This window comes from Stenotrophomonas sp. 1L-E-5-B-C3, assembly GCF_057292075.1.
The window spans coordinates 61,762-73,805 of sequence record NZ_JBXAWS010000003.1 but is presented as its reverse complement, the minus strand read 5'-3'; the positions used below and the strand labels follow the sequence as shown (position 1 = coordinate 73,805).

The following is a 12,044-nucleotide window of genomic DNA, read 5'->3' as shown; positions in this document are numbered from 1 at the left end:
AGTGTTGCGCTTCACGGCCGCCATCCGTAATATACGCGGCCTGCACCGACGCATTCGCGGAAATGCAGAAGCAATACGGGCGGTTAGCTCAGCGGTAGAGCACTACCTTGACATGGTAGGGGTCACAGGTTCGAACCCTGTACCGCCCACCACGAAGCCTTCACAGGAGGGCTGTCGTGAACTGGAAAGCCCGGCCCTGGCGCCGGGTTTTTACGTAGCAGGGCCAGCCTTCGGGCGGCAAGAACAAGATGGGCGGTTAGCTCAGCGGTAGAGCACTACCTTGACATGGTAGGGGTCACAGGTTCGAACCCTGTACCGCCCACCACCTGGCTCCCGGCACTGCCGGTGCAGCGGTGGATCACGATGAAAGCCGGCCCTGTGGTCGGCTTTTTTCGTTCCTGGTGGCTTTCGGTGGATCAGTGCCGTGTGACCAGATCGTCGATGCTGACCATCCGCTGCAGCTTCCAGTGGCCGTCCACCCGTTCCCAGAGCTGTGCAACGTGCGCCGAGCCCGCTTGCGAGTGCGGGCCGCCAGCCGGATCGGGCAGGGGGCGCTGGTTGCCCAGGCGCAGTACGCGATCCTGGCGCAGGTGATACAGCTGCAGGGTCGGCGCTTCGGTACCCCGGCGCGGCGCCGATGGCGTTGCCACGCGCTCGGCCTCGGCCTGCAGGATCTGGCCACGCAGGGCGGAATCCCCGGTGTCGGCATCGCTACCGAACAGGCCAGCGCACAACAGCAGCAGGGCAAGCATCGGCATGGCACGGTGCTCCGGAGAAGGGAGTCCAGCGTGTCACTGCCAACTGCCGTGTGAAACCGGTATGCGACGAAAGCCGGTAAAGCGCGTGCCAATGCGGCCCGGAGAGGATGAAACGTGGGGGCAAAAGTGCCGGGCCGCCCTTGAGGCGGCCCGGCGTTGTGGCCAATGCGGGTTGGCCGTCACATCCACGCTCGGTGGACGGGAGTCCGGTCTGTCGACTCTGCCGTTGTCAGGGCACCTGGCAGCAGACGCGACCACCACTCCAGCGGCCGTTGCCGCCGTACTGGCAACCTGGCGTGTACTCGCAGCCGGGAGCGAATCCCGTCTTGGCCGGAGCCGCGAAGGCTTGGGCACCACCGAAGGAGAGCGCGGCCACGATGGCGACGCCACCCATCCATGCATACAGCTTCTTTCCGATCATAGGTATCTCCAGGAGTCGGCGTGGAAGTGGATTACAGCGGATCGCAGCACAGTACCTGGCCATGCTTGCCCGAGCTGCCGAACGGGCACTGCGGATGCGGTTCGCAGCCTGGCGCGAAACCGGTCTTGGCCGGAGTGGCGAAGGCCTGGGCAGCGCCGAATGAGAGCGCGGCGACAACGACGATACCAGCGACGGACGAAAGCACTTTCTTTCCGATCATGTGTATCTCCTTGGGTTGGCAGTGTGGTGTTGCAGTTGCCGAAGGCACCGGGGTGCCGGTTGTGGCGCGAATGCATGGGCCGAGCGCAGCAGCGCGGAGGTGCGCCCTCGCTCAGGGCAGGGTGACGTCAGGTGTCAGCGCCTTGATGGCGGCCTTTACGGTGTTTTCGTCGAGTTGGCCGACATGCTTGTATGCAACGCTGCCGTCTGCAGCGAGCACCATCAGCATGGGCGTAACGGTGATGCCGTAGCGCTTGGCAGCGTCCCCCTCACTGTCGATGGCGATCGGGAAGCGCATCGAATGCTTGCCGGCGTAGTCGGCCAGTGCCTCGTAAGGCGGCAGGCCCACACCAACCAGTTCGCTGGGCCCGCGTGCCGCATCAATTGACTGCAGCTGCGGCATCGAAGCCAGGCAGTAACGGCAGGCGGTGGAAAAGAAGTAGAGGATCTGCGGCAACGCACGCGTGCCGCCGATGTCGACATGGGCCCGCTGGGTGGTCTTCAGCGCCAATGGCTCGGGGCGGGCGCCGATCGCTGCGCCGTGTGCTTCAACCCGCATGTTCTGCAACTGCGCCGCCATGTCATCGTTGATCTGGCGCAGCTGGCGGTTCTGCCAGCCCAGCACGAGAATCAGCGCGGACAGCAGCAGGGCAACAACAGGGAACAGGACGCGCTTGAGCATCGATCATCCTTGAACGCAGCGTTGGATCGAACATACCCGATCTGGCGCGCGGATTGTTAAGCAATCGTTCCTTGAATGCCCGGCGATGCCGTGGCTGTACTACAGTGGCGCGTGCGCAGCCATGCGCTGGCACTTTCCATCCAACACCAGGAGCCTTCAGCGATGAGCGAGCACGTCCCGGTTTCCAGACCCAATCCGTTTTTCGAACTGCTGTTCGGCGGCAACATGCTGGAGGGCACCTTCAAGGCGGTGATCTGGGTGGCCCTGCTGGCGGCGGTATTGGCCTGGACCACCTTCCGCTGAGTGGAGGCCGCACGGCGCGGCACGGGTGCACGCACCGGCGTTGAACGCCAACGATCAGGCGCTGAAGGCCTGCCGCAGGCTGCGCAGCGTCGCCTGGCGATGTTCCTTGGCGGTCGCTTCGCCCATTTCCAGTTCCTGCAGGCGCAGCCCGACCAGGGTCATCGACAGCGCGTAGCCGCGTGCCGCGTCGGCCACGCGGGACAGGCCCAGCGCCCGTCGTGCCAGCGCGTTCACGTGCTCAAGGTCGGGCATGAGGACGAGGTAGGCGCGCTCGGCGCTGTCCAGGTCGGGCGCACGCAGGATCGCGTGCGCTTCGGTGGTGGGGGAGACGGAGGCCATGTGGGGTGTCCTTGTCCGTAACGGGCGCTCGATCAGAACGAGCGCATCAGGGAAACGAAGGCCGACGTCTGTGTTCCGCGCCGCGCCATCGGGCTGTCCTTCACTGCATCACCGAACCATTGGTTGGCGACCACGCCGGTCGCACGCCACTTCGTGCCCAGGGGCGTGCTGACCGCGATCTGCAGACTGGGCGACGTCGCGCTACCCGGGTTGTAGGCGGCAAGCCCCGAGCGCAGTGCTTCCTCGTCGCTGATGCCGTAGTAGTAATCGAGCAGGCGTGCACTGGAATGCACCACACCCACCCGGGGCACCCAGGTGAAGCGCCCGGCCTGGATCGGGTAGCTGTAGTGCAGGCGCGATTCAATGCCGCCGCCATGGCCGGTGACCTCGCGCATCACGCTGGCTTCGACGATGCCCCAGTCCGCGCTGTACTCGCCGTTGAGTCCGGCCATGGCCGACATCTGCCGGCTGTGCAGGCGGCGCAGCTGCGGATCGTTCACGTCGTCGGTCTTGAAGCGCAGCGTGTACGGGGTGACCGCAGCCGACAGGCGCAGGCCCTGGCCCTTGTACAGGTACATGCCCAGCGAGCCGGGGCTGGCGAAGAAGCGCTGGCCCTGCCAGGCAATGGACGGTACGACCAGCGGCTTGACGTCATAGTGGGCGTACGCACCAGAGGTCGCGCCCGCGCTGATACCGGCCTGCACGCCCGGGTTCTGCTCGGCGGCGTACGCTGCCAGCGGCAGGCCGATGGCGGCGGAGAACAGCAACGGGCGCAGCAGGTTCGGGGACAGCGACGGCATCGATCAACCACTTTGCGGGGGATGGCTGCGCATGGTGAGGGCTCAACATTGTCAGAACATTGCGCCTGTGCAATCGGCAGCCCGGAGGGGAAAAAGCCGACGGCAGGCACTATGATCTGCACCGTTTCCGCAACCGAGCCGCTGATGCGCATCCTCCTGGTCGAAGACGATCCCGATCTGTCCCGTGCCCTGCAATCGGGCCTGGAGCGGCAGGGCGTGGTCGCCGACGTGGTCGGCAGCCTGGCCGAGGCGGCGATCGCGTTGCGTGAGCCGGTGCACCAGCTGATGCTGCTCGACCGGCAGCTGCCCGATGGTGATGGTGCAGGTTTCGTCGCCACCGCGCGTTCGCTGCGGCCGAATCTGGCGGTGATCATGCTGACCGCCAAGGGCACGTTGTCGGACAAGGTTGAAGGGCTCGATGTCGGCGCCGATGACTACCTGGTCAAGCCGGTGGCAATCGAGGAGCTGATGGCGCGCATCCGCGCGGTGTCGCGGCGGCCGTCGGCGATGGTGACGCCGAGCCTGCGTCTGGGCCGGCTGGAATTCGACTTCGAATCGCTGCAGGCGCAGGTGGAGGGCCAGCCGCTGGCGTTGCCACGGCGCCAGGTGCTGGTGCTGCAGGCATTGGCGATGCGGCAGGGGCGGACCGTCACCCGCAGCGCGCTGGAGGCGGCGGTGTACGGGTTCGATGATGAGATCCAGTCCAATGCGCTCGACGCGCATATCTCCAAGCTGCGCAAGGCACTGCAGCAGGCCGGGGCGGGCGTGGAGATCCATGTGATCCGCGGTGTCGGCTACCTGCTGGCGGAGGCCTGAGATGGCACGTCCGATCCGTTCCATCACCCTGGGCCTGGCCTGGCGCTTGTTCCTCGCGCAGGCCTTCACCGTGCTGTTCGCGGTGGTCGCGCTGATCCTGACCTGGGGCGACAAGGACACCTGGGGCATGGACATGTTCATGGCCGAGGCGGTTGCCAAGGCGGTGCACAGCGAGGGCAGCCATTTGGTCCTGGACGAAGCACGCTGGCGCAAGCTGGACGCGGAGGCGGGTGGCAACCTGTGGTTCGCGGCCGTCGATGACAAGGGCGTTTGGCTGGAGCGCGGCACCATCCCTGCGATCCACGCACCGCTGCTGGCGCGTCTGCCGACGCTGGGTGCCACCGAACTCGGCTCGCTGGTGCCACCCTACCTGGACGTGGCGCGGGTGATGATCCGCAACGAAGATGGTCGCCGAATCACGGTGATGGTCGGTGGCGCGCCGAAGGGTGGTCTGCTGGACGGCGCACTGATGGTGCTGCGCCTGATCGGCCTGTGGTTCTTCCTGCCGCTGATCGTGGTCACGTTGCTGGTAATGCCGACGGTGATCCATCGCGCGATGCGCGGGGTGCGCCGTTCCGCGCAGCAGGCCAAGGAGCTGGATATCGGCCAGCCGGGCGCACGACTGGATGCACAGCTGGTGTCGACCGAGGTCGCACCGCTGGTGGAAGCTTTCAACGATGCCATCGACAAGGTGCAGCAGGGCTATGCTGCGCGCGACAAGTTCCTCGCCGACGCCGCGCACGAACTGCGCGTGCCGATCGCAGTGGTGCAGGCGCGCTTGTCGCAGCTGCCACAGGGCGAGTTGAAGTCGCAGCTGCTGACCGACGTGGCCCGCCTTGGCAACGTCGCCGAGCATCTGCTCGACCTGCAGCGGCTTGACCGCAATGTCGGCGCACTGCAGCGGCTGGACCTGGCGCTGCTGGTGCGCGAAGCGGCCGCGGATCTTGCGCCGTTGGTCGTCGGCGCTGGATATGGCTTTGAAGTGGATGCACCGGAAGTGCCGGTGTGGATCCACGGCGACAGCCTGGCGCTGGGGCGGGTGATCGCCAACCTGGTGCACAACGCCATCGTCCACGGCGGTGGGCGGGGCACCATCTGCGTACGGCTGGACGCGCGCGGCCTGCTGGAAGTCAGTGACCAGGGTGCAGGCATTCCGTTCGGTGACCGCGAGGCGATCTTCGAGCCGTTCCATCGGCTGCGTGCGGCCGGCAGTGGTAGTGGCCTGGGCCTGCATCTGGCCAAGGAAATCGTGCAGCACCATGGTGGGTCGGTCAGCGTGGGTGAAGCGATCGGCGGCGGCGCCAGTTTCCGGGTCAATTTCCATCGCGGTAGCGTCCGCCGCTGACGCCAATACGGGTTGAAGCCCGATAGGCAACCTGCTGCTCCGGCAGCAGGCTGGGGTGATGGTCGCCGAACGATCCGCTCCGCCGCTGTTTGGCAGTGGTTGCGCCGCCTGTCTGGTGCTGGGCGCGCTGGCCTGCGTGCAGCTGCCGGTGCTTCCGCCAGTGTGGTTGTGCGTGCCGTTGGCCATCGCCAGCGCCGCAGGCTGGATCGTGCCTTGGCGCGGTCGCGCGTGGGCGGCTGCGCTGTTCGGCCTGTCGTGGGCAGCACTGCACGGGTACTGGGCCTTGCAGGGCCAGCTTCCACCCGGAGGGCCCGCGCAGGACGCGCAGGTTCGTGGCCGAGTGGTTGATCTTCCACACAGTGGCCCCGGCTACACCCGTTTCGTGCTGAAGGTCGACGAGGCCGATGCGCTGCCCTCGTTGCCTGGCAGGCGCCTGCAGATCACCTGGAACGATCCATGGCGTGGACCGCCTGCGAGCGGCACCGATGGTGGGCGCCATGCGGTTCGAGCTGGCGCGCATTGGGAGCTGTCGCTGCGGGTGCGGGCACCGCGTTCGCGGATCAATCCTGGAGGCTTTGACGGCGAGCGCCATGCATTGCTGAGGGGGATATCCGGCACCGGTACGGTGCGCGATCCGGCGAGTGCGCGTGAGCGGCGAGCCGCGCACGGCCTGCCGGCCTGGCGCGAGCGCAGCAGTGCTGCCATCGCCACCCAGGTGGCCCATCCTGCCGCTCGCTTCGTGCAGGCGCTGGCACTGGGCGATACCCGCGGCTTGTCCGATGCAGACTGGGAACACCTGCGCGCACTGGGCCTGACCCATCTGGTCGCCATCTCCGGATTCCATGTCGGTGTGGTTGCCGGCTTTGGCGTGATGCTGTGCCGGGGGCTGTGGTGGCTGTGCCCATGGTTGGCACGCCGCTGGCCACGGCCGCAGGCGGCCGCGTGGGGCGCCGCATTGGCGGCGGTAATCTACGCGGTGGTCGCCGGCGGCGCGCTGCCTACGGTGCGCGCCGCGCTGATGATCGGCGTGGTTGCGTTGGCCCGCGCCGGGCGTCGCCCGGTCGGTGCGGGGCAGGGGTTGGCACTGGCTGCTGTGGTGATGCTGCTGCCGGCGCCGCTGTCGGTGCTGGCCGCCGGCTTCTGGCTCAGCTTCGGAGGCGTGCTGTGGCTGCTGTGGTGCCTGCCGCGGACCGGGCCGGAGGGCGTCGGCGGTGGCCTGCGCGGATTCCTGGCCGCACAGGGGGTGGCCAGCCTCGGCCTGCTGCCCTTGTGCGTGGCGCTGTTCGGTGGCACCGCGCGGTTGGGGCCGCTGGTCAACCTGCCGATCATCCCGTGGTGGACGCTGCTGGTGGTGCCGCTGTCGCTGCTTGGGACCGGGCTGCATGCGCTGCACGACGGTGCGGGGCGCTGGGCATGGCGCGCCGCTGCCGGGCTGTTCGAGTTCAGCTGGCAGGCCCTGCAGCCGCTGGCACAGCATCCGCAGGCGATGTGGTGGCTGGCGGAGGCGCCGCGCTGGGCGGTACCCGCAGCGTTGCTGGGGGTGTTCTGGTGGCTGCTGCCTCGCGGGAACGGCGGCGGCCTGGCCGGCCTGTTGTTGTGCCTGCCGCTGCTGTGGCCGGCACGTGAGGCACCGGCGGAAGGGGAGCTGGAACTGCTGGTGCACGATGTTGGTCAGGGCACGGCGGTGCTGCTGCGCACCGCGCGGCACGCGCTCTGGTACGACGTCGGGCCGCCGACCGGCGGCGATGGCAACGAGCGGATCCTGGTCCCGGCCCTGCGCGCGCTGGGGCAGGCGCCGCCGCAGCAGGTGATGCTCAGCCACGATCACCTCGACCACACCGGCAGCCTGCCCAGCCTGCGTCGGCAGTTGCCGGGGCTGCAGCTGCTGGCGCCGCCGGGCAGCGCCATCGCCGGTACCCGGTCGTGCCAGCAGGGGCTGCGCTGGCAGTGGGACGGGGTCGATTTCCAGGTGCTGCATCCGGCGCCAGGCAGCCGCCACGCCGAGAACGAGGACAGCTGCGTGCTGCGTGTCGCCAGCCGCCATGGCGTGGTGCTGCTGGCCGGCGATATCGGACACCCTGCCGAGCAGGCGCTGCTGCAGGCGTTCCCAACGGCATTGAAGGCGGACGTGGTGCTGGTGCCGCACCATGGCAGCGGCGGCAGCTCCAGCGCGCCGTGGGTGGCCGCCGTAGCACCACGGCTGGCGCTGGTTTCGGCCGGCCACCAGAACCGCTTCGGCCATCCCCGCCCGGATGTGGTCCGGCGCTGGCAGGCGCAGGGGGCCGAAGTGCTGGCCACGGCCGATTCCGGTGCGATCCGCGTATGGCTTGGCGCACAAGGGATGCAGCTGCGTGAACAGCGTATCCACGCATCCCGCTGGTGGGATGCCGTTGGGCGGGCGCGGTCGGCTGCTATCCTATCGACGATTGAACAAGCGGCCGTTGGGCCGGAGGGTTGAAACGTGTGGGAACTGGTCAAGGCCGGTGGCTGGCCGATGGTGCCGCTGCTGCTGTTGGGCGTACTGGCTTTGGCGATCATCCTGGAGCGTTTCTGGTCCCTGCGGCGCACTGAAGTGCTGCCGCCCGGCCTCGGCCAGGAAGTGCGCAACTGGGCGGCACGCGGCAAGCTCGACCCGGCCCACCTGCAGACCCTGCGTGGCAACTCGCCGCTGGGCGCGCTGCTGGCAGCTGCGCTGGAAGCGCGCAACCGGCCACGTGACCAGATCCGTGAACGCATCGAAGACACCGGCCGCCACCTGGTGCACCGCATGGAGCGCTTCCTCAACGCGCTGGGCACCATCGCGTCGGCCGGCCCTTTGCTGGGCCTGCTGGGCACGGTGATCGGCATGATCCAGATGTTCCTGGGCATCCTCGACCACGGCGTGGGTGATGTGAACCAGCTGGCCGGTGGTATCGGCAAGGCGCTGGTGTGCACCGCCACCGGCATGATCGTGGCCATTCCTGCACTGATGTTCCACCGCTACTTCAAGGGCCGCATCCACGGCTATGTGGTGGAGATGGAGCAGGAAGCCAGCGCGCTGCTGGATACGCTCGACGGCCGCCCCGGGGTATTGAACCCAGCGCCCGCCGCGCGTTCGGCCAATGCTGCCACGGCGAAGGCCTGATCGATGCGTATCGGCAACGACCGATCCCAGGATGAGCCGCATATCGACCTGGTGCCGCTGATCGACGTCATCCTGGTGCTGATCATCTTCTTCGTGGTCACCACCACGTTTGACGCGCGTTCCACGTTGCAGGTGCAGTTGCCCACTGCCAGCCAGCAGCAGACCAACGAGCCGCCGCGCTCGCTGAGCGTGCTGATCAATGCCGAAGGCCGCTATTTCATCAATGACCAGGAAGTGCTGCGCAGCGACGTCGAGTCGGTCAAGCAGACCATCGCCGCCGTGGCCGGCAGCGACCGTGAGCAGACCGTGCTGCTGCGTGCCGACGCACGCACTCCCTACCAGGCCGTGGTGACCGCGCAGGACGCGCTGGGTCAACTCGGTTTCCGCCGTATTGCCATTGCAACAGCACCCGAGGTGCGTCCATGAGTTCCAATCACGCGCCGGTGTGGCCGATCTACAAACGTCTGCTGGGGTACACCCGCGCCTACTGGGTGTTCATGGTGGCTGCGGTCATCGCCATGGTGGTCGAAGCCCTGGCCGGCTATCACTTCACCAAGCTGATGGAGCCGCTGGTCAACCGTGGCTTCGTCAATCCCGAGCCGCGCATGGCGGTGATCCTGCCGCTGACCATCCTCGGCCTGTTCCTGATGCGCAGCGTCGCCACCTGGGTAAGCGACTACGCGCTGGCCAAGACCGGCCGCAGCGTGGTGCGCGACCTGCGCGAACAGGTCCTGGCCAAGTACCTGCACCTGCCGTCCTCGCACTTCGATACTGAAGCGACGCCGGTCATGGTCAGCCGCCTGAATTTCGATACCGAACAGGTCACCCAGGCCAGCGCTGATGCGCTCAAGACCGTGGTCGCCGACACCCTGACCATCATCGCCATGCTGGCGGTGATGCTGCAGATGAGCGTCAAGGTCACCGTGGCCATGCTGGTGGTGGTGCCGTTGATCGGCGTGATCGTGTCCTACGTGGGCAAGCGCTATCGCCGCATCAGCCGTGGCATCCAGGACGGCATGGGCTCGATGGCGCAGACCGCCGAGCAGTCGCTGGCCGCGCAGCAGGAAGTGAAGGTGCATGGCACCCAGCAGCACGAGATCTCGCGTTACTCGCGCCTGGCCAACCGCATGCTGTCGCTGAACATGAAGGTGGAAGTCACCCGTGCTGCCGCCTCCAGCGTGGTCCAGTTCCTGGCGGCGCTGGCGCTGGCGGTGATCGTCTGGGTGTCCACCCGCGAAGCGCTGGCTGGCCGCCTCAACGCCGGCCAGTTCATGGGCCTGATGACCTCGATGATGGCCATCATTCCCTCGCTGCGCCGCCTGACCAGCGTGCAGACCTCCATCTCGCGGGGTGTAGCTGCCGCCGAACGCCTGTTCAGCATCCTCGACATGCCGGTCGAGCGCGACGAAGGCCGAAATGCAGTGCAGCGCGTGCGCGGTGAACTGGCGTTCGACCACGTCATGCTGCGCTACCGCGAGGACAGCGGCATTGCCCTGGACGACATCAGTTTCGTCGCCAAGCCGGGTACGGTCACCGCCATCGTCGGCCGTTCCGGTAGCGGCAAGACCAGCCTGATCCGGCTGGTGCCGCGCTTCTACGAACCCAGTGGCGGGCGCATCACCCTTGATGGCGTGGCGCTGGATGACTATCCGTTGGCCGACCTGCGCCGCCAGGTGGCAATGGTCGGGCAGAAGGTCATGCTGTTCGACGACACCATCGCCGCCAACATCGCCTATGGCATGGACGCGAGCGTTGAACAGATCCGTGCAGCGGCTGAAGCTGCCAACGCGTGGGAATTCATCGAGCGCATGCCGCAGCAGCTGCAGACCCCGGTCGGCGAGAACGGCGCACTGTTGTCCGGCGGCCAGCGCCAGCGCCTGGCGATCGCCCGTGCGATCCTGCGCGATGCGCCGATCCTGATCCTGGACGAAGCCACCGCCGCGCTCGACAACGAATCCGAGCGCCTGGTGCAGGACGCGCTGCAGCGCCTGATGCCCGAGCGCACCACGCTGGTCATCGCGCACCGCCTGTCGACCATCGAGCATGCCGACCAGGTGCTGGTGATGGATCACGGCCGCATCGTCGAGCGTGGCACTCACAAGGAACTTCTGACCATGGGCGGGCTGTACCAGCATCTGCACAGCATGCAGTTCCGCGAAAGGCAGGACTGATGGCCGGCAAGGGTACCCAGACCCCGCCGTACTGGTACGACGGTAGCCCGGTTCCGTGGGCGATGCGCCTGCTGGCGCCGCTGTACGCCGGTGTCACCGCGTTGCGCCGGCGTGCCTACCGGCGCGGCTGGCGCAAGCACTACACGCTGCCGGTGCCGGTCATCGTGGTCGGCAACATCACCGCCGGTGGCACCGGCAAGACGCCGCTGACCATCGCGCTGGTGGAGCGCCTGCGTGCCGCTGGCTGGAAGCCGGGCGTGGCCAGCCGTGGCTACGGCCGCGAAGACGCCGACAAACCGCTGTGGGTGCAGGCCGACACGCCGACCGCCAAGGGTGGTGACGAGCCGGTGCTGATCGCCTGGAAGACCGGGGTGCCTGTGCGGGTGGACCGCGACCGTGTGGCCGCAGGCAAGGCCCTGATCGAAGCCGGTTGCGACGTGATCGTCTGCGACGACGGCCTGCAGCACTACCGGCTGGCGCGCGACATCGAGATTGAAGTGGTCGATGCCCAGCGTCGCTACGGCAACGGCCGGATGATCCCCGCCGGGCCGCTGCGCGAACCGGTCAGCCGTGCCAGTGAATGCGACTTCCGTGTAGTGAATCTCGGCCAGGCCGACGAAGAAAGCGCGGCGCAGGCCTGTGGCTTCGGCCAATGGCCGATGGCGCTGCACATCGACAGCGCGCAGCCACTGGCCGGTGGCCGTGCGCGCCCGCTGGCGTACTTCAAGGGCCAGCGCGTGCACGCCGTGGCCGGTATCGCGCATCCGCAGCGCTTCTTCGACATGCTGCGTGCGCGTGGCATCGGCGTGGTGCCGCATGCTTTTGCTGATCATCAGGCGTACCAGCCGCAGGACCTGTCCTTCGGCAGCCAGCTGCCGGTGCTGATGACCGAAAAGGACGCGGTGAAGTGCCGTGCGTTCGGCAACGACTGGCACTACGCCGTTCCGCTGCGCGCCGAGCTGCCTGCCGCGTTCTGGGTGGCGCTGACCGACCGCCTGGACAAGCTGCGACCGAACTGAGTGGCGCAGCGGCGCTTGTATTCACGCGCCGCCGGCCGCATTCCCGT

General features: G+C 67.5%; 14 protein-coding genes and 2 tRNA genes. 10 read left to right on the top strand and 6 right to left on the bottom strand.

The genetic code is table 11. From position 1 onward, the window contains the following. Positions 1-77: 77 nt before the first annotated feature. Together AC0Z6F_RS05365 and AC0Z6F_RS05360 are read left to right on the top strand one after the other, a co-directional pair. Positions 78-152 (top strand) — tRNA-Val (locus tag AC0Z6F_RS05365). 98 nt (positions 153-250) lie between these two features. Continuing rightward, positions 251-325 (top strand) — tRNA-Val (locus AC0Z6F_RS05360). A 91-nt stretch (positions 326-416) separates the two neighbouring features. Here the strand turns inward: AC0Z6F_RS05360 and AC0Z6F_RS05355 are convergent. The 4 genes from AC0Z6F_RS05355 to AC0Z6F_RS05340 all read right to left on the bottom strand — a co-directional run bounded on the left by AC0Z6F_RS05355 (position 417) and on the right by AC0Z6F_RS05340 (position 2,080). Next, positions 417-758 carry a hypothetical protein gene (locus AC0Z6F_RS05355; RefSeq protein ID WP_004152220.1) on the bottom strand — a complete coding sequence of 114 codons (342 nt, stop codon included), beginning with the start codon at positions 756-758 and terminating at the stop codon, positions 417-419. Between the two features lie 229 nt (positions 759-987). Beyond that, a complete protein-coding gene (locus AC0Z6F_RS05350; protein ID WP_012510605.1) occupies positions 988-1,179 on the bottom strand; it encodes a hypothetical protein in 192 nt (63 codons plus the stop codon). A gap of 31 nt (positions 1,180-1,210) precedes the next feature. After that, positions 1,211-1,399 (bottom strand): hypothetical protein, encoded by a 189-nt coding sequence (locus AC0Z6F_RS05345; protein WP_012510606.1) that lies wholly within the window; start codon positions 1,397-1,399, stop codon positions 1,211-1,213. A 111-nt stretch (positions 1,400-1,510) separates the two neighbouring features. Then, positions 1,511-2,080, bottom strand: a complete 570-nt coding sequence (locus tag AC0Z6F_RS05340) for a TlpA family protein disulfide reductase (RefSeq protein ID WP_004152238.1) — start codon at positions 2,078-2,080, stop codon at positions 1,511-1,513. A 162-nt stretch (positions 2,081-2,242) separates the two neighbouring features. Between AC0Z6F_RS05340 and AC0Z6F_RS05335 the strand changes: the two genes are divergently transcribed. Next, positions 2,243-2,383: a hypothetical protein gene (locus AC0Z6F_RS05335; RefSeq protein ID WP_004152240.1), complete on the top strand. Its 141-nt coding sequence runs from the start codon at positions 2,243-2,245 to the stop codon at positions 2,381-2,383. Positions 2,384-2,437: 54 nt separating this feature from the next. Here the strand turns inward: AC0Z6F_RS05335 and AC0Z6F_RS05330 are convergent, their stop codons facing one another. After that, positions 2,438-2,722, bottom strand: a complete 285-nt coding sequence (locus AC0Z6F_RS05330; protein WP_004152241.1) for a hypothetical protein — start codon at positions 2,720-2,722, stop codon at positions 2,438-2,440. Positions 2,723-2,754: 32 nt separating this feature from the next. Next, positions 2,755-3,522, bottom strand: coding sequence for a MipA/OmpV family protein (locus AC0Z6F_RS05325; RefSeq protein ID WP_485617813.1), 768 nt, complete (start codon positions 3,520-3,522; stop codon positions 2,755-2,757). Positions 3,523-3,666: 144 nt separating this feature from the next. Between AC0Z6F_RS05325 and AC0Z6F_RS05320 the strand changes: the two genes are divergently transcribed. From AC0Z6F_RS05320 to lpxK, 7 genes are read left to right on the top strand one after another with little or no spacing between them, the layout of a single operon-like run. After that, a complete protein-coding gene (locus tag AC0Z6F_RS05320; RefSeq protein WP_485617811.1) occupies positions 3,667-4,338 on the top strand; it encodes a response regulator transcription factor in 672 nt (223 codons plus the stop codon). Between the two features lies 1 nt (position 4,339). Further along, complete coding sequence (locus AC0Z6F_RS05315; RefSeq protein ID WP_485617809.1) at positions 4,340-5,683, top strand: sensor histidine kinase; 1,344 nt, start codon at positions 4,340-4,342, stop codon at positions 5,681-5,683. Between the two features lie 58 nt (positions 5,684-5,741). Further along, positions 5,742-8,141, top strand: coding sequence for a DNA internalization-related competence protein ComEC/Rec2 (locus AC0Z6F_RS05310; protein WP_485617807.1), 2,400 nt, complete (start codon positions 5,742-5,744; stop codon positions 8,139-8,141). 3 nt (positions 8,142-8,144) lie between these two features. After that, positions 8,145-8,807 carry a MotA/TolQ/ExbB proton channel family protein gene (locus AC0Z6F_RS05305; protein WP_100468127.1) on the top strand — a complete coding sequence of 221 codons (663 nt, stop codon included), beginning with the start codon at positions 8,145-8,147 and terminating at the stop codon, positions 8,805-8,807. A gap of 3 nt (positions 8,808-8,810) precedes the next feature. Beyond that, complete coding sequence (locus AC0Z6F_RS05300) at positions 8,811-9,233, top strand: ExbD/TolR family protein (RefSeq protein WP_004152323.1); 423 nt, start codon at positions 8,811-8,813, stop codon at positions 9,231-9,233. After that, a complete protein-coding gene (gene msbA, locus AC0Z6F_RS05295) occupies positions 9,230-10,978 on the top strand; it encodes a lipid A export permease/ATP-binding protein MsbA (RefSeq protein WP_004152324.1) in 1,749 nt (582 codons plus the stop codon). The genes AC0Z6F_RS05300 and msbA overlap by 4 nt, the downstream gene beginning before the upstream one ends. Continuing rightward, positions 10,978-11,997: a tetraacyldisaccharide 4'-kinase gene (gene lpxK, locus AC0Z6F_RS05290; protein ID WP_004152325.1), complete on the top strand. Its 1,020-nt coding sequence runs from the start codon at positions 10,978-10,980 to the stop codon at positions 11,995-11,997. Before msbA ends, lpxK begins: the two co-directional genes overlap by 1 nt. Positions 11,998-12,044: the final 47 nt, after the last annotated feature.